Source organism: Actinoplanes sp. NPDC023714 (assembly GCF_040639855.1).
Classification (GTDB): Bacteria; Actinomycetota; Actinomycetes; order Mycobacteriales; family Micromonosporaceae; genus Actinoplanes.
The window spans coordinates 465,757-485,589 of record NZ_JBFAAR010000002.1 but is presented as its reverse complement, the minus strand read 5'-3'; the positions used below and the strand labels follow the sequence as shown (position 1 = coordinate 485,589).

The 19,833-nt window shown below is 71.5% G+C and carries 20 protein-coding genes and 1 riboswitch; of the genes, 10 read left to right on the top strand and 10 right to left on the bottom strand.

Annotated features, from left to right (window positions below; all coding sequences use genetic code 11):
- Window positions 1-6: 6 nt before the first annotated feature.
- The gene (locus tag AB0G10_RS10065) at window positions 7-621 is read left to right on the top strand and encodes a maleylpyruvate isomerase family mycothiol-dependent enzyme (RefSeq protein WP_360918429.1); all 615 of its coding nucleotides are present in this window, start codon (window positions 7-9) and stop codon (window positions 619-621) included.
- A 99-nt stretch (window positions 622-720) separates the two neighbouring features.
- Here AB0G10_RS10065 and fahA read toward each other — a convergent pair whose 3' ends face one another.
- From fahA to eno, 5 genes are all read right to left on the bottom strand, one after another.
- A complete protein-coding gene (gene fahA / locus AB0G10_RS10060; protein WP_360918428.1) occupies window positions 721-1,887 on the bottom strand; it encodes a fumarylacetoacetase in 1,167 nt (388 codons plus the stop codon).
- Window positions 1,884-2,657, bottom strand: a complete 774-nt coding sequence (locus AB0G10_RS10055) for a hypothetical protein (protein WP_360918427.1) — start codon at window positions 2,655-2,657, stop codon at window positions 1,884-1,886. Before AB0G10_RS10055 ends, fahA begins: the two co-directional genes overlap by 4 nt.
- Complete coding sequence (locus AB0G10_RS10050; RefSeq protein ID WP_360918426.1) at window positions 2,654-3,853, bottom strand: cupin domain-containing protein; 1,200 nt, start codon at window positions 3,851-3,853, stop codon at window positions 2,654-2,656. Before AB0G10_RS10050 ends, AB0G10_RS10055 begins: the two co-directional genes overlap by 4 nt.
- 2 nt (window positions 3,854-3,855) lie before the next feature.
- Window positions 3,856-5,061, bottom strand: a complete 1,206-nt coding sequence (gene hppD / locus AB0G10_RS10045) for a 4-hydroxyphenylpyruvate dioxygenase (RefSeq protein WP_360918425.1) — start codon at window positions 5,059-5,061, stop codon at window positions 3,856-3,858.
- Between the two features lie 119 nt (window positions 5,062-5,180).
- Complete coding sequence (gene eno / locus AB0G10_RS10040) at window positions 5,181-6,449, bottom strand: phosphopyruvate hydratase (protein ID WP_360918424.1); 1,269 nt, start codon at window positions 6,447-6,449, stop codon at window positions 5,181-5,183.
- A gap of 122 nt (window positions 6,450-6,571) precedes the next feature.
- On the opposite strand from eno, the gene AB0G10_RS10035 reads away from it, so the two are divergent.
- The gene (locus tag AB0G10_RS10035; protein ID WP_360918423.1) at window positions 6,572-7,462 is read left to right on the top strand and encodes a MerR family transcriptional regulator; all 891 of its coding nucleotides are present in this window, start codon (window positions 6,572-6,574) and stop codon (window positions 7,460-7,462) included.
- Here the strand turns inward: AB0G10_RS10035 and AB0G10_RS10030 are convergent.
- On the bottom strand, window positions 7,440-9,179 hold the full coding sequence (locus AB0G10_RS10030) for a hypothetical protein (protein ID WP_360918422.1): 1,740 nt from the start codon (window positions 9,177-9,179) through the stop codon (window positions 7,440-7,442). The two genes, AB0G10_RS10035 and AB0G10_RS10030, sit on opposite strands and share 23 nt — an antisense overlap.
- A gap of 88 nt (window positions 9,180-9,267) precedes the next feature.
- On the opposite strand from AB0G10_RS10030, the gene AB0G10_RS10025 reads away from it, so the two are divergent.
- Window positions 9,268-9,666, top strand: a complete 399-nt coding sequence (locus AB0G10_RS10025) for a nuclear transport factor 2 family protein (RefSeq protein ID WP_360918421.1) — start codon at window positions 9,268-9,270, stop codon at window positions 9,664-9,666.
- A gap of 29 nt (window positions 9,667-9,695) precedes the next feature.
- A complete protein-coding gene (locus AB0G10_RS10020) occupies window positions 9,696-10,631 on the top strand; it encodes an SDR family NAD(P)-dependent oxidoreductase (RefSeq protein ID WP_360918420.1) in 936 nt (311 codons plus the stop codon).
- 13 nt (window positions 10,632-10,644) lie between these two features.
- On the opposite strand, the gene AB0G10_RS10015 is transcribed toward AB0G10_RS10020, so the two are convergent.
- A complete protein-coding gene (locus AB0G10_RS10015) occupies window positions 10,645-11,523 on the bottom strand; it encodes a patatin-like phospholipase family protein (protein WP_360918419.1) in 879 nt (292 codons plus the stop codon).
- Between the two features lie 71 nt (window positions 11,524-11,594).
- Window positions 11,595-12,029: a DUF6069 family protein gene (locus tag AB0G10_RS10010; protein WP_360918418.1), complete on the bottom strand. Its 435-nt coding sequence runs from the start codon at window positions 12,027-12,029 to the stop codon at window positions 11,595-11,597.
- A gap of 131 nt (window positions 12,030-12,160) precedes the next feature.
- Here AB0G10_RS10010 and AB0G10_RS10005 point away from each other — a divergent pair, with 131 nt between their 5' ends.
- The 4 genes from AB0G10_RS10005 to AB0G10_RS09990 all read left to right on the top strand — a co-directional run bounded on the left by AB0G10_RS10005 (window position 12,161) and on the right by AB0G10_RS09990 (window position 16,887).
- On the top strand, window positions 12,161-13,327 hold the full coding sequence (locus AB0G10_RS10005; protein ID WP_360918417.1) for a histidine kinase: 1,167 nt from the start codon (window positions 12,161-12,163) through the stop codon (window positions 13,325-13,327).
- Window positions 13,315-13,977 carry a response regulator transcription factor gene (locus AB0G10_RS10000; RefSeq protein ID WP_360918416.1) on the top strand — a complete coding sequence of 221 codons (663 nt, stop codon included), beginning with the start codon at window positions 13,315-13,317 and terminating at the stop codon, window positions 13,975-13,977. The genes AB0G10_RS10005 and AB0G10_RS10000 overlap by 13 nt, the downstream gene beginning before the upstream one ends.
- An 83-nt stretch (window positions 13,978-14,060) precedes the next feature.
- Complete coding sequence (locus tag AB0G10_RS09995; RefSeq protein WP_360918415.1) at window positions 14,061-15,191, top strand: endonuclease; 1,131 nt, start codon at window positions 14,061-14,063, stop codon at window positions 15,189-15,191.
- Window positions 15,192-15,237: 46 nt separating this feature from the next.
- Window positions 15,238-16,887 (top strand): aminotransferase class V-fold PLP-dependent enzyme, encoded by a 1,650-nt coding sequence (locus AB0G10_RS09990; RefSeq protein ID WP_360918414.1) that lies wholly within the window; start codon window positions 15,238-15,240, stop codon window positions 16,885-16,887.
- Between the two features lie 224 nt (window positions 16,888-17,111).
- On the opposite strand, the gene bluB is transcribed toward AB0G10_RS09990, so the two are convergent.
- Window positions 17,112-17,741 (bottom strand): 5,6-dimethylbenzimidazole synthase, encoded by a 630-nt coding sequence (gene bluB, locus AB0G10_RS09985; protein WP_360918413.1) that lies wholly within the window; start codon window positions 17,739-17,741, stop codon window positions 17,112-17,114.
- 34 nt (window positions 17,742-17,775) lie between these two features.
- Window positions 17,776-18,006: riboswitch (cobalamin riboswitch) on the bottom strand.
- A 284-nt stretch (window positions 18,007-18,290) separates the two neighbouring features.
- Between bluB and AB0G10_RS09980 the strand changes: the two genes are divergently transcribed.
- Together AB0G10_RS09980 and AB0G10_RS09975 are read left to right on the top strand one after the other, a co-directional pair.
- Window positions 18,291-18,758, top strand: a complete 468-nt coding sequence (locus tag AB0G10_RS09980) for an SAM-dependent methyltransferase (protein ID WP_360918412.1) — start codon at window positions 18,291-18,293, stop codon at window positions 18,756-18,758.
- The gene (locus AB0G10_RS09975) at window positions 18,758-19,594 is read left to right on the top strand and encodes a serine hydrolase domain-containing protein (protein WP_360918411.1); all 837 of its coding nucleotides are present in this window, start codon (window positions 18,758-18,760) and stop codon (window positions 19,592-19,594) included. Before AB0G10_RS09980 ends, AB0G10_RS09975 begins: the two co-directional genes overlap by 1 nt.
- Here AB0G10_RS09975 and AB0G10_RS09970 read toward each other — a convergent pair.
- Window positions 19,591-19,812, bottom strand: coding sequence for a hypothetical protein (locus AB0G10_RS09970; RefSeq protein ID WP_360918410.1), 222 nt, complete (start codon window positions 19,810-19,812; stop codon window positions 19,591-19,593). The two genes, AB0G10_RS09975 and AB0G10_RS09970, sit on opposite strands and share 4 nt — an antisense overlap.
- Window positions 19,813-19,833 lie beyond the last annotated feature (21 nt).

Here is a 19,833-nt window from a genome sequence, read left to right as displayed (position 1 = left end):
GCTGGCATGACGGTCTGGACAGCGGTTCATCGGGAACGCGCAGCTCTCGCTCGTGACCTGGAGAAGCTCACGCCGGAACAGTGGAGCGCGCCCACCGCGTGCGCCGGCTGGGACGTGCACGACGTCGTGGCCCACCTGATCGACAGCGCCAAGGCGACCCGGCTCGGCTTCGTCCGCGACATGATCGCCGCCCGGTTCGACTTCGACAGGCAGAACGCGCGGGGCGTCGCCCGCGAGCGCCACCCCGACCCCGCCGACACCATCGCCGCGTTGCGGTCCGTTTCTGATCGCACCAGCACACCACCGGCGCCGCTCGCGACGCGCTTGGTCGAGGCCTACGTGCACGGCGAGGACATCCGTCGCGCCACCGGTCTGACCGGCGACTATCCGCCGGCCGAGGTGGCCGTGGCGCTGCGCCTCCAGCTGCGCACCAGGGTCGCCATGGGCGGCGGCAGGGAGCGCGCCGCCGGTCTGCGTCTGATCGCCACCGACGTGGATTTCGATCAGGGGCACGGCCCGGAGGTACGGGGTACCGCCCTCGCCCTGCTCCTCGCCACCTCGGGACGCCCCACCCACCCCGCCGAGTTGACCGGCCCCGGAGCAGGGAAGCTGAAGAACTGACCCCGCCCCGACCCGCGACCTGAGGTGGTCCGGCGCCGCCGGCGGCCGGAAGGGGCCCAGGCGACGCGCCATGCAAGACCAGGCCACCTCCGGCCGCGATCAGAGGGCTGCCGGCGTCACTCTTCCTCTCACCTCGCCGAGAAGGATCGGCGTGCCGTCCGGGCCGGGAGCGGTGGCGCTGATGACCACCTCGTCGCCGTCCTCGAGGAAGGACCTCGTCGAGCCGTCCGGGAGGCGCAGCGGTTCCCGGCCGTTCCAGGAGAGCTCGATCAGGGAACCGGGCGAGCCGCCGCTGATGGTGCCCGACGCGAAGAGGTCGCCGGTTCGCAGGGAGGCGCCGTTGACGGTCAGGTGGGCGAGCATCTGGGCGCCCGTCCAGTACATGCCGGCGAACAGCGGGCTGGAGACCACGTGACCGTTGAGCCGCACCTCGAGGCGCACGTCGAGGCCCCACGGCTCGGCCTTCTCGTCGTCCAGGTAGGGCGCGAGCGGCACCTCCCGCACCGGCGGCGCCACCCGGGCGTGGTCCAGCGCGGCCAGCGGCACGATCCACGGCGAGACCGAGGTGGCGAAGCTCTTGCCGAGGAACGGGCCGAGCGGGACGTACTCGAAGGCCTGGATGTCGCGCGCCGACCAGTCGTTGACCAGGCACACTCCGAAGACGTGCTGGTCGAAAGCGGTCAGCGGAACCGGCTGGCCGAGCGTCGACGGCGTGCCGACGACGAAACCGAGCTCGGCCTCGATGTCGAGCCGCTGCGTCGCGCCGAAGACGCCGCCGGGACGCTGGCCGCTCGGGCGGACGATGTCGGTTCCGGACACGACGACGGTTCCGGCGCGGCCGTGGTAGCCGATCGGCAGGTGTTTCCAGTTCGGCGTGAGCGGCTCCTGGCCGGGGCGCAGGATCCGGCCCAGGTTCGTGGCGTGCTGCTCGGAGGCGTAGAAGTCGACGTAGTCGGCGACGGTGAACGGCAGGTGCATCACCGCGTCGGCGGCCGGCACGAGCGGCAGCAGCTCCCGGTGGGCCTCATCGGTCACCCAGGTGATCAGTGACGCACGCAGCGCCGACCAGGTCGCGGGCCCGGCGGCGAGCAGCGCGTCCAGGGTCGGGCCGGCCACCGCGGCGGCCAGCGACGGGTCGAGGCGGCGCACCGCGGCCGGCAGGTCGATGATCTGGTCACCGAGCGCCACGCCGGTCCGCCGGTGCGGGTCGTCCGCCGTGCTGAACACCCCGTAGGGCAGCGCGCCGATGCCGGGAAGTGCGGTCACCGCAGGTCCTCCGGGAGTAGTCCGAGATCGAGAAGGCCGCCGACCGGCTCGCTGACGCTGCACGTCCCGAAGCTCACGAAGTGCTCCCGGACCTGCCGGGCGAGCGCGGCGTCGATGGTCGTGATCGCCGCGGCGACCCGGTGGGCGTCCTGGTCGGCGAGCGCCGCGGCCACCTCGGCGACGTCGCCGCCCTGCACGGCGTGCGCGGTCGCGACCAGCACGTTGAGAAATCCGTGATGCTCAAAACCGGTCAGGGGGTCGCGATGACGGACCGGGTCGTGCAGCCCTGCCGTCAGTTTGAAGGGACAGCCCGCCCGCACCGCCGACCGGAGCGCCCGCGCGAGATCCTTCTCGGTCGGGAACGCTTCCGCCCGTACCCCTCCGGTCCTGATCTTCAGGCGCAAGCCTGCGTCATGCAGGGCGGCGAGGCGCGTCACGCTGATCTCCGGCACGGGCATTTCCGTGTACGTCGTCAGCGTCCCCGCCGGCTCCGCCAGCCCCGGACCCTCCACCGCGACCAGATCGATTCTGGTCAGCGCGTCGGAAAGGGACGACGGGCCGGGGACGGTGAGCGCGACGGGGAAGGAGGGCCCGCACTCAAGAAGCTCGCCGAGACGCGCGTGGGAGCAGACGAACGGGCCGAGGAGCGGGGCGAGGGGTGACGCCAGGCGCTCCCGGTGGGCCTTCACCGCGTCCGGCATCGGCAGATCGCCGGGCGGGAAGATCGCCGCGTCGTCGAAGAGCCGCAGGAAGAGCGGGTTGAGGCTCACGGCTTCCGGGCCCAGGTCCAGGCGTAGACGCCGTCGTCGCTGAGGCGGCCGGCCTCGCCGAACCCGAGCGGGCGGAACGTGTCGACCATGACGGCTGTCTCGTCGAAGCGTTCCGCGCCGAGGCTGGCCTCGATGGCGGACGGCTGCGGCCCGTGCGGATAGCCGCCCGGGTGCAGGCTGATCGACCCGACGTCGATGCCCGATCCCTTCCGCGCCTCGTAGTCGCCGCCCACGTAGAACATCACCTCGTCGGAGTCGACGTTCGAGTGGTAGTACGGCACCGGCACGGCGAGCGGGTGGTAGTCCACCTTGCGCGGCACGAAGTTGCAGATCACGAAGTTGGCGCCCTCGAAGACCTGGTGCACCGGCGGCGGCTGGTGGATCCGCCCGGTGATCGGCTCGTAGTCGGCGATGTTGAACGCGTACGGATAGAGGCAGCCGTCCCAGCCGACCACGTCGAACGGGTGATGGGGCAGCACGTGCACGCTGCCGGCGAGCCCGGCCGGCCCGTCGCCGCGGTGCTTGATGTAGACCTCGACGTGCTCCTCCTCCTGCACAGAGGAAGTGAACTCGGGCAGCCGCAGGTCGCGCTCGCAGTACGGGGCGTGCTCGAGGAACTGCCCGTACCGGGAGAGGTACCGCTTCGGCGGCGCGATGTGGCTGTTCGCCTCGATGGCGTAGAGCCGCAGCGGCTCGTCACCGGACGGCAGCCACCGGTGCGTGGTGGCCCGCGGAATGATCACGTAGTCGCCGGCGCCGATTTCCAAAGAGCCGAAGACGGTCTCGACGACGCCGGTTCCGGCCTCGACGTAGACGCACTCGTCGCCGGTGGCGTTGCGGTACAGCGGCGACGCCGTACCGCAGACCACGTAGTTGATCCGGACGTCGGCGTTGCCGAGCACGAGCCGCCGGTCCCGGACCGCGTCGCACGACTTCCACTCCTGGCCCTCGAAGAGCGTGTGCAGCTTCAGGTGGCGCGGGAGCAGCGGCTGGTTGGCGGTGGTCGCCTGGTCCGGCAGCTGCCAGATCCGGGCGCCGACCACCGCCGACGGGACGTGCCGGTGGTAGAGCAGGGAGGAGTCGGACGAGAAGCCCTCCTCCCCCATCAGCTCCTCGTAGTAGAGGCGACCCTCGGGGTCACGGTGCTGGGTGTGCCGTTTGGGCGGGACGTGGCCGGCCCGTTGATAGAAGGCCATGACTAGAAGTTCCCACGCTTGGCCTGTTCGCGCTCGATCGCCTCGAAGAGCGCCTTGAAGTTGCCCTTGCCGAAGCCGAGCGAGCCGTGCCGCTCGATCAGCTCGAAGAACACCGTGGGCCGGTCGCCGATCGGCTTCGTGAAGATCTGCAGCAGGTAGCCGTCCTCGTCCCGGTCCACCAGGATGCCGCGCTTCTGCAGCTCCTCGATGGGCACCCGGACGTTGCCGATCCGGGCCCGCAGCTCCGGGTCCTCGTAGTACGAGTCCGGCGTCGCGAGGAACTCGACACCCTCCTCGACCAGCGCGTCGACGGCACGCAGGATGTCGTTCGTGGCGAGCGCGAGGTGCTGCGCGCCCGGCCCGCGGTAGAACTCCAGGTACTCGTCGATCTGCGACTTCTTCTTGCCGAGCGCCGGCTCGTTGAGCGGGAACTTGACCCGGTGGTTGCCGGACGCGACCACCTTCGACATCAGGGCGGAGTAGTCGGTGGCGATGTCGTCGCCGATGAACTCGGCCATGTTGGTGAAGCCGAGGACCCGGTTGTAGAAGGCGACCCACTCGTCCATGGCGCCGAGCTCGACGTTGCCGACCACGTGGTCGAGTGCCTGGAAGATCCGCTTCGGGGCGCCCGGGCGCTTGCGGTGGCTCGACGTCCGGGCCACGTAGCCGGGCAGGTACGGACCGGTGTAGTGCTCCCGGTTGACCAGGGTGTGCCGGGTCTCGCCGTACGCCGCGATCGCCGCGATCCGCACGGTGCCGAACTCGTCGCTGATGTCGTGCGGCTCCTCGAGCACGGTGGCGCCCTGCGCGCGGGCGTGCTCGACGCACTTGTCCACGTCCGGGACGGCGAGGGCGATGTCGGTGATGCCGTCGCCGTGCCGGGCGTGGTGGGCGATGACCGGGCTGTCCGGGTCGACGCCGCCCTGGACGACGAACCGGATCGCGCCGCTCTTCAGCACGTACGACATGTGGTCGCGGTTGCCGGTCTCCGGGCCGGAGTAGGCGATCAGCTCCATCCCGAACGCGGACTGGAAGAAGTGCGCCGACTGCGTGGCGTTGCCGACCGCCCAGACGATCGCGTCCCATCCGGTGACCGGGAACGGGTCGCCCGCCGAGTCGTACTCGACCAGACCGACCAGCTGCTTGAGCGTGTCCAGGTCGAGCTCCGCGAGTCGCTCTTCGTTGGTCAGCGTGTCATTGACGGACATCGTGCACCCTCCCGTGGCCGGCTGATGACACACAGGTTGGAACGCGGGTGTGGTCTGCGCAACAAGCACATTTTTCGTCGCGCAGATTGCACAGATCGCGCCCCCACTACCGGGGAGTACTAGACAGAATGCCCACCGTAGCGGGCCGACCGGCCCAGCTCCTCCTCGATCCGGATCAGCCGGTTGTACTTCGCCGTGCGGTCACTGCGGGACAGCGACCCGGTCTTGATCTGGCCGCATCCGGTGGCGACGGCCAGGTCGGCGATCGTGGTGTCCTCGGTCTCGCCGGAGCGGTGCGAGATCACCACCCGGTAGCCGGCGCGCCGGGCCGTCTCGACCGTACGCAAGGTCTCGGTGAGCGTGCCGATCTGGTTGACCTTCACGAGGATCGCGTTGGCGTAGCCGCCCTCGATGCCGCTGGTCAGCCGGTCGGCGTCGGTGCAGAACACGTCGTCGCCGACGAGCTGCAGCCGGTCCCCGGCCTGCTCGGTGAGCCTGCGCCAGCCGGCGAAGTCGTCCTCGGCCATCGGGTCCTCGATCGAGCTGATCGGGTAGCGCCCGGCGAGGTCCAGCAGGTAGGCGATGTGCTCGTCCGGGGTCCGGCGGCGGCCCTCCCCCTCGTACGCATAGATGCCGTCCTCGAAGAACTCGGAACTGGCCGGATCAAGGCAGATCGCGACGTCGGCGCCGGGCCGGTAGCCGGACTCCTCGATCGCGCGCACCACGAACCGCAGCGCCTCGTCGGCGTCCGCGAGATCCGGCGCGAACCCGCCCTCGTCGCCCACGTTGACGCTGTGCCCGGCCGCCGCGAGCTGCCCGCGCAGGACATGAAAGATCTCCGAGCCCATGCGTACGGCGTCAGCGAACGTGGCCGCGCCCACCGGCGAGATCATGAACTCCTGGAAGTCGAGCGGGTTGTCCGCGTGCGCCCCGCCGTTGATGACGTTCATCATCGGGACCGGCAGCAGCCGCGCGCCGACGCCGCCGACGTACCGGTAGAGCGGCAGCCGGTGTGCCCGGGCCGCCGCCTTCACCGTCGCGAGCGACACCCCGAGGATCGCGTTCGCGCCGAGCCGGGCCTTGTCCTTCGTCCCGTCCAGCTCGATCATCACGGTGTCGACCAGCGCCTGGTCCTCGGCGTCCAGGCCGATCACGGCCTCGGCGATCTCCCCGTTCACCGCGGCGACGGCCTTGGTCACCCCCTTGCCGTGATAGCGCCGCGGGTCGCCGTCGCGCAGCTCGACCGCCTCGTTCGCCCCGGTCGACGCCCCGGACGGCACGGCGGCCCGCCCGGCCGAGCCGTCCTCGAGGAGCACGTCGACCTCGACGGTCGGGTTGCCCCGGCTGTCGAGGATCTGCCGCCCGGTCACCCTGCTGATCGCCGTCATGCGTGTTCTCCCTGGTCCGCTCGTCGATGACGGGAGCCAGCGTGGACCGTGACGACCGGTGCTGTCATCGCGAGGAGAACCACGTTGACCTGTACCCCGGGGTACGGGTTTAGGGTCGCGGCATGCGGGTGGGTGAACTGGCACGCCGGACCGGGACGACGGTGCGGGCGCTGCGCTACTACGAGGCGGCCGGGCTGGTGGTGCCGCGGCGGCTCGGCAACGGCTACCGCGACTACGCGCCGATCGCCGAGCGGCAGGTCGCGCAGATCCGGGAGCTGATGGCGCTCGGCCTCACCGTCGAGGAGACCCGCCCGTTCGTCGAGTCGATCGCGAACGACGACGACGTGTGCGCCGCGGCGGTGGCCACCTTCCGCAGCACGGTGAGCACCCTGCAGGCGCGCATCGGCGAGCTGACCGCCCAGCGCGACGCGCTCGACGCCCGGATCGACGACGCCGCCCGCCGGCTCGTGACGAGCCCGCCGCCCAGCGACGCCGACCCGTCCTGGCTGGTCGGGCAGCCGCTTCCGGACCTGGACTTCTACGGCACCGACGGCCGCCCGGTGAACCTGGGTGCCCTGGGTCCGGGTCGTAGCGTCGTCTTCGTCTATCCGCTCACCGGCCGGCCCGGGGTGGACCTGCCGCGGGGCCTGCTCGAGGTGCACGGCGCGCGCAGCGACGGGCACTGGCTGCGCGACCACCACGCGGAGATCCTCGCGGCCGGGGCGGCCCGGGTCTACGGCCTGTCCGCGCAGTCGACCGGATACCAGCGGGAGCTCGTGCACCGGCTGCGGCTGCCGTACCCGCTGATCCCCGACCCGAAGCTGACCCTGGCGGCGAAGGCCGGGCTACCGGCCCTGACGGCCGACGACGTGACCGTTTATGAGCGCGTCACCCTGATCGTCGCGGACGACCTGGTGGAGCATGTCTTCCATCCGATCCCGGACCCGGCGTCGCACGCCCTCGAGGTGATCCGGTGGTTGATACAGAGTCCTACCGGCGCCAGGATTCTCTGATGTTGACCAGCAGCACCAGCACGGCCGCCGCGAAGAAGCCGAACGTCACCACGTAGCGCCCGTCGAACCAGAGCACCGCCAGCAGGGCCAGGCTCGCGCAGGCCAGCAGGATGCGCAGCAGCACGGCGAGCAGCTTGCCGCGCACGAAGCCCTCGACGCAGAGCAGGAGCAGCAGCAGGATCAGCGCGGTCTCCTGCCCGGCGATCTGCGTGATCGGCGAGGCGAGCGCGCCGATCGCCCACAGGATCAGCGGGGTGCTCAGCACCGCCCACCACGACTGCGCCCGGCCCAGGAAGCCCTCGGCCGGCTCCATCGGCAGCCGCCGGTGCAGCAGGTGATCGTGCGGGTTCTGGGCGACCGGCCCGGCCGTGGATGTCCGATACAGCTCATCGGCGAGACGGGTGCGCTCCATCCGCAGGCTCAGCAGCTTCTGCTCCTGCCCGACGAGCGCGCGCACCTCCGGATCGGCGGCGGACAGGCCCGCCGCCTCCACCGCGAGGGCGTGCCGCATCGCACTGATCTCCTGGTCCAGCTCCGCGATCCGGTCACGGTCCCGCTGGGTACGGATCTCCGCGTACCGTTTCTCCTCGGCCGGGTTCGGCACCACCTTGGCGAGCCCGGCCCAGCCCACCGGGTCGGCCCAGGACGGGCGCACCGAGCCGTCGCGGCCGTACCGGGGACCGGCCGGTCCGCGTTCGCCGCCGAGCCGGTCGCGGGTGTCGCGCCCCCACAGGCCCCGGAAATCGCGCACCCACGGGGTGTCGTCGCCGATCACCACCGGGTGCCAGGCCTCGGGCTGGCCCGGTCCGACGGAACGGCCGTCGCCACGGGCGTAGTCGACGTACGGAATCCCCACGGTCTTCCGATGCTCCCCGGACCAGGGCGCCATCAACCGGGCGGACCAGCGCAGCACGTCGACCAGGCCACGCAGCCGCGGCGGCCGCACCGTGATCAGGTAGTCGCCGGCGAGGTAGGCGCCGGAGTGCGAGCCGGCCCCGACGAAGACGACCGGGTGGTCGCCGTCCACCACGCTCAGGTCCGGGTCGTCCCAGCGCCGCCGCAGGTCGTCGCCGACCTCGTCGTGCGCCGAGAAGACCACCCAGGCGGGCCGGGGCTCGGCGCCGGCCGCGTCCAGGAAGACGGTGACCTGCTCCCAGTCGCCCTCGTGCTCGTTGACGCCGCCGAACGCGCTGCGCCAGTTGTTGAACGAGTAGAAGAACCAGTACTGCAGCACGATCCACGGGTCGTCGCGCACGACGCGGCCGTAGTACATCGGCCGGCCCGGCTCCAGGTGGTCGCGCTGGAGCAGCCAGGAGTGCGCGGCGCTGCCGCCCGGGACGCTGCCCCGGAACAGCAGCGAGAACCGGTTGAGCGTGTCGACCAGGCGCGCGGTCAGCCCCACCGAGGCGAGCCGGCTGGCCCGGGCCAGGTGCGGCGGCCGCTCCCGCAGCGGGATGTGCGCGTGCTTCTCCCCGCTGCCGATGCCCGATATCGAATAGCCGACGCCGTGCTGCGGGCCGCCCGCCGTGGCGAGGCTGTCCAGCGTCAGGCTGCCGGGCTCGGTGAGCTGCACCGGGCTGTTGCCGGGGTCGGCGCGCCAGAGGCCGGCCCGGCTCACGTACCGCTCGACCGAAACCGGGAAGAAGTATTCGCCCTCGGTGTACTTGGCCACCGGCTCGTGCGCGCGCAGCAGCCGCAGGTCGTCCGCAGTCCCCAAGACCGTTCCTCTCGGCATTCCATGACGCGTGCCGAGGCTATATTCTCGCCGAGGATAGTCAACAAATTTACTATCGGGAGGACCCGGGATGAAGTCGTTCCGTCAAGCCGTCGAGGCCCGCGACACCGCCGCGATCGAGGCCCTCCTCGCCGACGACGTGGTGTTCACCAGCCCGGTCGCGTTCAAGCCCTACCCCGGCAAGCCGATCACCGCGGCCATCCTGCGCGGCGCCATGCGCGTCTTCGAGGACTTCCGCTACCTGCGCGAGATCGGCGAGCCGGACGGCCGCGACCACGCCCTGGTCTTCGAGGCCACCGTGAACGGCAAGGCGGTGACCGGCTGCGACTTCCTGCACCTCGACGAGAACGGCCTCATCGACGACATCATGGTGATGGTCCGCCCGCTCACCGGCGCACAGGCCCTCGCCGAGGCGATGGCCGCCCAATTCGACCGGATCCAGCGCGAGGCCTCGGACACTTCCGATTGACCGCGGAGCGGCGGGGTACAGCCGCTGTCGTGACTGTTGTGATCACCGGGGCCTCGAGCGGGGTCGGGCGGGCCGTGGCGCTCGCATACGCAGAGCAGGGCGCGCGGCTGGTGCTGGCCGCCCGCTCCCGGCCTCCGCTGGAGGCTGTCGCACAGGCCTGCCGAGAGGCAGGGGCTTCATTCGTACGGGTGGCAGCGGCCGACGTGAACGACCCGGCCGCCGTCGACGCGATCCCGGACGGCGAGGTCGACGTCTGGGTGCACACCGCGGCGGTGATGGCGTACGGCCGGTTCGAGGACGTGCCCGCCGATGTGTTCAACAAGGTCGTCGAGACGGATCTGATCGGCGCCGCCAACGTGGCACGCACCGCGCTGGCCGTGTTCCGCCGGCAGGGGCGCGGAGTCCTGATCTACGGCGGTTCGCTGCTGGGGACGGTCGTCACGCCGTACACAAGCTCCTATGTCACGAGCAAGTGGGGACTTCGCGCCCTCGTGCGCTCGCTGCGCCTGGAGACCCGGGACGCGCCGGACATCCACGTCTGTCTCGTCTCGCCCGGCTCGGTGGACACCCCGATCTACCGGACCGCCGCCAACTTCGCGGGCCGCTACGGTCAGCCGCCGCCCCCTGTCGACTCGCCGGAGAAGGTGGCGCGGGCGATCGTCCGGTGCGCCCGCAAGCCGCGCGCCGTCGTCACCGTCGGCCTCGCGAACCGGATCATCCAGTTCGGCTTCGTGGCGATGCCGCCGGTCTACGACGCGCTGGTCGGCCCGCTGATGCGGGTGGGCGGCCTGTCCCGCGAGGAGGTGACGCCGCACGAGGGGAACGTCTTCGCGCCGGCGCCGCCCCCGTCGGATCCGGAGGCGGCGTCCCGGCGGCGCCGATGGGCTCGCGGGGCCACGGCCGCGGCGGTCGGCGCCGGGGTGGCAGGGGCGGCGCTGGCGGTCAGGTACGCGGCGTCCCGCTGACCCGGCTCGCTGATCAGGCCGGCCACACCGCCCGTGCCTGATCGGCGAGCTCCTCGCCCTGCCGCAGCCCGGCACGGACGGCCACGACCCGCCGCGACGCGTCCATGAAGTTCGGCCCGAAGTCCTCGAGCGCGGCCTGGTCCGGTTCGATCAGCAACGTCTTCCCGGCCCCGGTGGCCGCCATCTCGGCGAGGATCCGATCCCTGCTGAGCGCGGCCATCGGCGCCAGCACCACCAGATGATCGGCCCCGGCCGCCAGATCCGCGCCGGCGCCCACCCGGACACCGCCGTCGATGTACCGCCGATCCCCGATCGTCACCGGCGGCATCAGCCCCGGTACCGCGCAGCTCGCCGACACGGCCCGCAGCAGCGGCGCCCCGGAGGCGCGGTCCAGCACGACGTCCTCGCCGGTCACCGCGTCCACGACGACCAGCCGCAGATCGCGGTCGGCGGGCCAGTCCCGGACCGGCACCAGCGGCTCCATCCGGGCCAGATAGGTGGCCTCGTCCTGGTTGGGCGCGGCCAGAGCGAGGGCCCCGACCTGGGCCCGGGCCTGCTGCGGCGGCACCGAGGGATCGGCCAGCACCGCGAAGGCCGCCATCACCCGCCCCATGCTCCCGCCGACCGCGCCGCCGCCCGCAGCGCCGGTGCGCGCGCTGCCACCGCTCGGGCCGCCGGCTCGTGGCGGCGCTTCGATCTGCTGCAGCGCCACCGCCGCTTCCAGGTCGACGCCGGCCGCGAGCAGCGTGCCGACCACCGAGCCGGCCGACGTGCCGACGATGGTCTCCGCGCCGCCGAGCGGGACACCGGCCCGTTGCAGGCCGAGAAGGACACCGAGATGCCACGCGATGCCGGTCACGCCGCCACCGCCGAGAACCAGAGCCGTAGTCACGTACTGGACGGTAACCGAACCTCGCCAGGAGTGCTCCGGACGCCGGGCCGGGAAACCCACAGCGACCTCGATCAGCGGCAGCGGCGCACGCCCGGCAGGCCGATGATCAGCGCGGCGCCCACCGTCGTGTGCATCCCGATGAGGACCATCGTGGTGGTCGGGCCGATCGCACTGCCGAGCGGTCCGGCCAGGGAGATCAGGAGCAGGATCAAACCCGCGATCCGGTACGTCCGGACCGGCCGCTTCGTGGTCCGCTCCAGCACCGCGAGCAGTCCCCAGGCGGCGGCCCCGGCCAGCAGCGCCGTCACCACCACCGCGACCGGCCCGACGGCCTGGACCGTCCCGCCCTGCCGGACCGTCAGCTCGTGGCCGGCCCACGGGACGTTGACGGCCCACAGCAGCAGCGCCCCGGCCGCGCCGGCCGCCACCGTGATCGCCCGGCCGAGACGCCGGTGCGCCGTGTAGTCGTTCGTCGTGTTCTCCGCGATCCGCATGTCGTTCGTCATGCCGCTCACTCTCCGGCCCGGTCCCGGGTGTGCACATCGGACCGGCGACGCCGCCGGCGCCCTCCTTGGAGTGGCCGCCGTACAACTTTGGATGGTGTCGCGGCGGACGCCCCGCCGGTTAGCCTCGCCACGTGATCAGGTATCTGCCGGCCGGCCCCCGGGCCGGCGACGGCGAGCACGGCCCGCGGGCGCTTCCCGCCGTCGCCGTCATGCTCGCGATCTCGGGCGTGCTGATCGCCATGACGGTCCTCGGCCTGTGGAGCGACCGCTCCCCCGGCCCGCTGCTCGCCCTCGACCTCGTCGCCGGCGTGCTGAGCTGGCTGCTCACCCCGCTCGTGCTGTGGCGCCCGGTCGCCGCGACCGGCGTGCTCACCGTCCTCGCGGCGGTCTCCCCGGCCGCCACCCCGCCGGCCACGATCGGCGCGCTGCAGGTGGCGCGGCGGTGCCCCACCCGGCAGGCGGTCGTGGTGGCCGCGGCCGGCGTGGCGGCCCACGCCGTGCAGGGGCTGTGGCGGTCGAACGGCGGTATCTCGTACGGATGGTGGTTGATTCTGATCACCGCGGGCTATGGCGCTCTGCTCGGCTGGGGCGCGTGGGCCCAGGCCCGGGAGGCGCTGATCCGGCAGCTGCGGGAGCGCGCCCGGCGGGCCGAGGCCGAGCAGGGCCGCCGGGTCGCCGAGGCCCGCATGCTGGAACGCCGCAAGATCGCCCACGAGATGCACGACGTGCTCGCGCACCGGCTGTCGCTGCTCGCCACGTTCGCCGGCGCGATGGAGTACCGGCCGGACTCCTCGCCCGAGCAGATGTCGAGGGCGGCCGGCGTGGTGCGCACCGGCGTGCACCAGGCGCTGGAGGAGCTCCGCGAAGTGATCAACCTGCTGCGGGAGGACGAGTTGTCCGAAGATGATCGGCCGCAGCCGGTGCTCGCCGATCTGCCGCGCCTGGTGGCCGAGTCGCGGGCCGCGGGGACGGATGTCGATTTGTCGGTCGTTGTGGAAAAATCGGATGCCGCCCCTCCGGTCGTGGCCCGCACCGCCTATCGGGTGATCCAGGAGGGACTCACCAACGCCCGCAAGCACGCCGCGGGGCGGGCCGTCCACGTCGTTCTCGAAGGCGGGCCCGGCACCGGTCTGTCCCTGTCGGTGATCAACTCGCTGGGTGACGGCCCGGCCGGTTTCTCCGGCGGCGCCGGCCTGGTCGGCCTCACCGAACGGGTCCGGCTCGCCGGCGGCCGGCTCGACCACGAGGTCGCCGGGGGCGAATTCCGGCTGCGGGCGTCGCTACCATGGCCGGCGTGACGCAGCCGGTACGTGTTCTCGTCGTCGACGACGACGCCCTGGTCCGCGCGGGTCTGACCATGATGCTCGACGGCGCGCCCGGCATCGCGGTGGTCGGCGAGGCGGACGACGGCGACCAGGTGCCGGCCGCCACCGACGCGCACGCCCCCGACGTCGTGCTGATGGACCTGCGGATGCCCCGCGTCGACGGCATCACCGCGACCCGGCGGCTGCGGGCCCGGCCCCGGCCGCCCGAGGTGATCGTGCTGACCACCTTCGACACCGACGAGAACATCCTGCACGCGCTGCGCGCCGGCGCCAGCGGATTCCTGCTCAAGGACACCCCGCCGGCCCGGATCGCCGAGGCGGTCCGCCAGGTCGCGGCCGGCGAGCCGATCCTGTCGCCGCGGATCACCCGCCGGCTGATGGACCGGGTCGCCGTCCAGGCCGGGGCGTACACGCAGGCCACCCGGGTCCTCGACGGGCTCAGCCCGCGCGAGCGGGACGTGGTGCTGGCGGTCGGCCGGGGTTTCAACAACGCCGAGATCGCGAAGGACCTCGGCATGACCCTGGCGACCGTGAAGACCCATGTCTCCCGGATTCTCACGAAGCTCGACCTGGACAATCGCACGCAGATCGCTCTTCTCGCCCATGATGCGGGCCTGATCTGATGAGCCATTCGATATGCACCTGACGGCCACCCCGGTCGCCGATACTGGCAGTTGTCTATACAGACCGGCGAACGGAGTTCCGCATGGCCCGACGCATCCTGATGGTCACGGCGCCCGCCTTCGCGGGGTTCGTGGCCCTGCTCCTCTCGACGATCACGGTGCCGGCCTCGGCGGCCGCCGCCCTCACCGTCGCCCAGGCGATCAGCAGCCAGGGCGGCACCGGCTCGGTCGTGGGATACGTCGTCGGCGAGCCGACCGCGACGAACACCGTGAGGTTCAGCGGCTTCACCGGTGACACGGCGATCGCGATCGCCGACAGCAGGACCGAGACCGGTACGAGCCGGATGGTCTACGTGCAGGTGACCAGCGCCTATCGGACGTCGTTCGGGTTGCTCTCGAACCCGTCGCTGATCGGTGAGCAGATCACCGTCACCGGCTCCCTGACCGCCTATTTCTCCCATGCCGGCCTGAAGTCGCCGACCGCGATGTCCGGCTCCGGGGCGACACCCTCCCCCACCGCCTCCTCGGATGCCTATTATGCCGCCGCGTCGGGCAAATCAGGCGATGCGCTGAAAAATGCCCTGCACACCATCATCTCCACCAATGTGACGACCATCAGCTACGACGCCGTCTGGAACGCCCTCAAGGTCACCGACCAGGACCCGTCCAACGCGGCGAACGTCGTCCTGCTCTACTCCGGGATCAGCCGGTCCAAGACCCTGAACGGCGGCAACAGCGGCAACTGGAACCGCGAGCACGTCTGGGCCCAGTCGCACGGCGACTTCGGCACCGGCAACGGCCCCGGCACCGACCTGCACCACCTGCGCCCCGAGGACGTCACGATCAACGCGACCCGCGGCAACAAGGACTTCGACACCGGCGGCAGCGCCGTCTCCGGCGCCTCCGGCAACTACACCGACGCCGACTCGTGGGAGCCGCGCAACGCGGTCAAGGGCGACGTGGCACGGATGATCTTCTATATGGCGGTCCGTTACGAGGGCGGCGACGGCTTCGCCGACCTCGAGGTCAACAACTCGGTGAGCAACGGCTCCCACCCGTACCTCGGAAAGCTCTCCACGTTGCTGACCTGGAACTCGCAGGATCCGCCGGACGCGGCCGAAAGGAACCGCAACCAGGTGATCTACAGCTCCTACCAGCACAACCGGAACCCGTTCATCGACCACCCGGAGTGGGTCAACTCGATCTTCGGTTGATGGCAGCGATCCGACATGGTGTTCTCTGATCGGAAAGGTGAACATCATGGATATGCAGCTGCAGCGAATCCGCGAGGGGCTGTCCGGCGCCGGCCGGGTCCTGGACGGCCCGTTCGGCCCCCGCCGGATCACCTACGCCGACTACACCGCGTCCGGGCAGGCGCTCGACTTCGTCGAGGACTTCATCCGCGACCAGGTGCTGACCCGTTACGCCAACACGCACACCGAGGCGTCGGCCACCGGCGCGCAGACCGGGGCGCTGCGCGAGGAGGCCCGCTCGATCATCCACCGCAGCGTCGGCGGCGGCCCCCACCACGTGGTGATCTTCTGCGGTTCGGGGGCGACCGCGGCGGTCGCGAAGCTCGCCGGGATCCTGGGGTTGAGGATTCCGGAAAACCTCGATGATGCGTACGACCTGAGCGCCCGGATCCCGGCCGGCGAGCGGCCGGTCGTGTTCGTCGGGCCCTACGAGCACCACTCCAACGAACTCCCCTGGCGGGAGTCGATCGCCGACGTCGTCGAGATCGATTCGGACCACACCGGGCACGTCGACCTCGGTGTGCTGCGGGAGGCGCTGATCGCGTACCGGGACCGCCCGCTGCGGATCGGCAGCTTCTCCGCGGCCTCCAACGTCACCGGCATCCTCACCGACACGGCCGCGGTCTCGGCGGTGCTGCGCGAGCACGGCGCCCTCTCGGTCTGGGACTACGCCGCCGCCGGCCCGTACGTGCCGATCACCATGGACGGCAAGGACGCCGTCTTCCTCTCCCCGCACAAGTTCGCGGGCGGCCCGCAGACTCCCGGCGTGCTCGTGGTGGACCGCCGGCTGCTGACGAACCGGGTGCCGGTCATCCCCGGCGGCGGCACCGTCGCGTACGTCGACCCGACCGGCCACCGCTACCTCACCGACCCGGTCGCCCGCGAGGAGGGCGGCACCCCGGCCATCGTCGAGTCGATCCGGGCCGGCCTGGTCTTCGCCGTGAAGGACGCCGTCGGCACCGACGTGATCCAGGAGCGCGAGCACGCCCTGTGGCGCCGCGCCCGCGACCGCTGGCGGGCCGAGCCGGCCATCGAGATCCTCGGCGACCTGGACGCCGACCGCCTCTCCATCGTCTCGTTCCAGATCCGCGCCGGCGACCGCTACCTGCACCACAACTACGTGGCGGCGCTGCTCAACGACCTCTTCGGCATCCAGGCCCGCAGCGGCTGCTCCTGCGCCGGCCCCTACGGCCACCGCCTCCTCGGCATCGACGAGTCCCACTCCCGCGAGTTCCGCGGCGAGATCGTGGACGGCTGGGAGGGCATCAAGCCGGGCTGGAGCCGGCTCAACCTCAACTACTTCATCTCCGAGACCGTCGCCGACTACCTCATCGACGCGGTCCTGCTGATCGCCGCGCACGGCGCCCGGCTGCTCCCGGAGTACCGCTTCGACCCCCGTACCGGCCGCTGGACCCACCTCCGCCACCGGCACCCGGATCTGCGCCTCGCCGACCTGCGCCTCAACCCCGACGGCACCGTCACCACACCGCCGCCCCCGTCGGAGACCGTCGGTGAGGACGCCCTGGCCGGCTACCTCACCGAGGCGCGCTCCCTTCTCACCAGCCGCCCTCTGCCCGCCGACGGCACCCGCCTCGACCTGCCGCCGGCCTTCGAGAAGCTGCGCTGGTTCCTCCTCCCGGACGTCTGCCTGCCCTGAGCTCCCCCGCCTGACCGGCTCTCGGCCCCCGCCCGGGAACCCGGCTGCAGCGCGTTGCTGCGCCCGGGCCTTCGCGACGACAACGGGCTGCAGCCGGCCGGGCTCTCTACGCCGGTGGCTGGAGGAGCCGCGGGCCGAGATCGTCGCCACGGGGACGTGGCTCCATGACGATCTCGTCCCTATGGCCGTGCGGATCGTGACGTCGAACTACATGCCCGGGCCGGTCAGGTGGGAGTAGGGGCGGTCCATCGGTCGGTGTGGACGGCCTGCTGCCAGGGGGTTCGGTGGCGCCAGCCGTGGCGCTCCAGGTCGGGGGTCTGCTCGAGGTGGGTGACCGGGCCGACGCAGAGCCAGGCGACCGGGCGGATGGTCGCGGGGATGTCCAGCAACTGCTGGACGAACGGTTCGCGGTAGAAGGAGACCCAGCCGACTCCCAGGTCTTCGGCGGTGGCGGCCAGCCAGAGGTTCTGGATGGCCAGGCATACCGAATAGAGGCCGGCGTCGGCGATGGCGTGCCGGCCCAGGACCGCGGGGCTGCCGCGATCGGGGTCGTAGGTCACCACGATGGAGAGCGTGCTCTCCCGTACCCCCTCGATTTTGATCTTGTGAAAGGGCGCGGCGTCGGGGAGGGTGGCCGCGAAGACGTCGCGCTCGTGCATCACGTGTTCGTGGAAGGCGGCCCGGGTCGCGGCGTCGCGGATCACGATGAAGTCCCAGGGCTGGGAGAGACCTACGCTGGGCGCGGCGTGGGCGGCGGACAGCACGCGGGCGAGCACCTCGTCCGGGATCGGCGCGCCGGTGAACTGGCCGCGCACGTCGCGGCGGCGGTGGATGACGTCGTAAACGTGGTTCATGGGCAGGCTCCCGCTGCGTCCTGCCCCGGCGGACCGGGGCGACCGTGAGCGAGGCCGGTCTTCGGACTCCCGGATCGACGCCTCACCGCCCGCCTTCCCAGCCAGGCCGGCCATCGAGATGACCGGCCCGGAAGCCAGTGGCTGCGCACGAGGCGCGTGGGCGGCAGCTCCCCGGTCACCGCGGCGGGCCCGTGCCGGAATCACACCGGCTTCCCAGATTCTCCCCGCCCTGACCGGGCGGGGCACCTCGCGACAAGTTCGTGCCGCCGGAAACCCTACCCGCTAGCGGGGGCGGCGGCGCGGGCGGCGGTCCGGCGGCGCCCAGACGGTCCTGCGCCGCACGCCGCACGACGATCGGCGGCCCGGCTTGCGGATGCGGGTGCCGTGCGGCGGCTGAGCCGGTTCCACTGATCCTCCTGGGCGGGACGGTTGTGAATGCGGGTCGCGCCTACCCCGCCCGCACGAGATCCAAACACCGGGAACTCTAGCGAAGATCCTCGATGCGCCAGCCGCGGGTCACTCATGGACATCGAGCGATACCGTCGGGGCATGCCGGCCTTCGAGATCAAACCCATCGGGTACGTGGAGAACGGGCGGACCGACGTTCAGCACACCGACAACTGGGGCGCGGTCGTCAGCACGATCGTCGTCGATGCGGTGTTCGGCGACGCGTGCCTGCAAGGGCTCGAGGACTTCTCGCACGTCGAGGTGCTGTTCGTCTTCGACCGGCTCGCGGAGCTCGACGACTATCGGGAGCCTCGGCCCTATCGCGGGCGGGCGGATCTGCCGGCTGTCGGGATCTTCGCGGGGCGGGGGCCGCGGCGACCGAATCGGATCGGGGTGACGACCTGCTCCATCGTGGCGGTGGAGGGGCGGGTGCTGACCGTGCGCGGGCTGGACGCCGTGGACGGGACACCGGTCGTCGACCTCAAGCCGGCCATGCGGGAGTTCAGCCCTGAGGACCTGACGCAACCGGCGTGGGTCAGCGAGATGATGACGGAGTACTTTCAGCCGTGATGCGCACCGAGATCCTGGTCAAGCAGGGTGACGAGGTCGTCGCCGACGACACGAGCGACGTGCGGTATCAGATCGCGTCGGTGAGCAAGCAGTTCACCGCGGCGGCCGTGCTGATGCTCGCGGAGAAGGGCGCGCTCGCGCTCGACGACGACCTGGGGCGGTGGATCGGCGGGTGGCCGGCGATCACGCTGCACCAGCTGCTCACGCACACGGCCGGGGTCGGTCACTGGGAGGACTTCCCGGAGACCGATCTGTCCCAGGGGGACGGCGCACTGCTGGCAACCTTCCGGGACGCGCCTCTGAAGTTCGCGCCCGGCACCCGGTGGTACTACAGCAGCCCCGGCTACGTCCTGCTCGCGCACGTCGTCCAGCGGGCGAGCGACACCCCCTACCGCGCCTACCTCGCCGAACGGATCTTCACGCCGCTCGGTCTGAGCAGGACGTTCGCCGGGAACGCGCCCGCGGGCGAGCCGGACCTGGCGACCGGGCACGACGCGGACGGCAATGCCGTGGACAGCTGGGAGCTCGACATCACCGGGATGGGCGCCGGGGATCTCTGGTCGACCGCGCACGACCTCATGACCTGGCTCGACGCGCTCCGCACCGACGCGCTGCTGAGTGAACACTCCCGGTCACTGATGCTCAGCGACCATGGGCACGGCTACGGCTACGGCACGTTCGTTAGGGAGGTCAACGGCCGGCCCGCGTGGTATCACACCGGGCACAACCGAGGATTCAAGGCGCTGGCCGGCAGTGTGCCGACCGTTGACCGCCGCATCGTCGTGGTGAGCAACACCGAGCGCACGGACCCCCGTACGCTCGAAAGGCTTTTCTAATCAGCGTCGAAACTCTCGGCACGCAATCCGGCGGCGGTGAGCGCGTCGAGACGATCCGCCTGGGCGGCCTCCTCGTTGCGGACCAGCTCGGCATACTCGATCAGCACGCTCGGGTCGGTGGTGTCGTCGATCCGGTCGAAGTAGCGCTGCGTCTGCCGGACCGCCTCGGCGTAGCCCTCGGCGGCCGCCCGGATCCGGATCAAGGTCTCGTCTGCCATGGGCAGCGGGTACCCGCCCGC

Coding starts and splice junctions, on each gene's coding strand:
- AB0G10_RS10065 (WP_360918429.1), top strand. CDS start 7: ATGACGGTCTGGACAGCGGTTCATCGGGAACGCGCAGCTCTCGCTCGT.
- AB0G10_RS10050 (WP_360918426.1), bottom strand. CDS start 3,853: ATGGCCTTCTATCAACGGGCCGGCCACGTCCCGCCCAAACGGCACACC.
- hppD (WP_360918425.1), bottom strand. CDS start 5,061: ATGTCCGTCAATGACACGCTGACCAACGAAGAGCGACTCGCGGAGCTC.
- eno (WP_360918424.1), bottom strand. CDS start 6,449: ATGACGGCGATCAGCAGGGTGACCGGGCGGCAGATCCTCGACAGCCGG.
- AB0G10_RS10035 (WP_360918423.1), top strand. CDS start 6,572: ATGCGGGTGGGTGAACTGGCACGCCGGACCGGGACGACGGTGCGGGCG.
- AB0G10_RS10025 (WP_360918421.1), top strand. CDS start 9,268: ATGAAGTCGTTCCGTCAAGCCGTCGAGGCCCGCGACACCGCCGCGATC.
- AB0G10_RS10010 (WP_360918418.1), bottom strand. CDS start 12,029: ATGACGAACGACATGCGGATCGCGGAGAACACGACGAACGACTACACG.
- AB0G10_RS10000 (WP_360918416.1), top strand. CDS start 13,315: ATGGCCGGCGTGACGCAGCCGGTACGTGTTCTCGTCGTCGACGACGAC.
- AB0G10_RS09995 (WP_360918415.1), top strand. CDS start 14,061: ATGGCCCGACGCATCCTGATGGTCACGGCGCCCGCCTTCGCGGGGTTC.
- AB0G10_RS09990 (WP_360918414.1), top strand. CDS start 15,238: ATGGATATGCAGCTGCAGCGAATCCGCGAGGGGCTGTCCGGCGCCGGC.
- bluB (WP_360918413.1), bottom strand. CDS start 17,741: ATGAACCACGTTTACGACGTCATCCACCGCCGCCGCGACGTGCGCGGC.
- AB0G10_RS09980 (WP_360918412.1), top strand. CDS start 18,291: ATGCCGGCCTTCGAGATCAAACCCATCGGGTACGTGGAGAACGGGCGG.
- AB0G10_RS09975 (WP_360918411.1), top strand. CDS start 18,758: ATGCGCACCGAGATCCTGGTCAAGCAGGGTGACGAGGTCGTCGCCGAC.
- AB0G10_RS09970 (WP_360918410.1), bottom strand. CDS start 19,812: ATGGCAGACGAGACCTTGATCCGGATCCGGGCGGCCGCCGAGGGCTAC.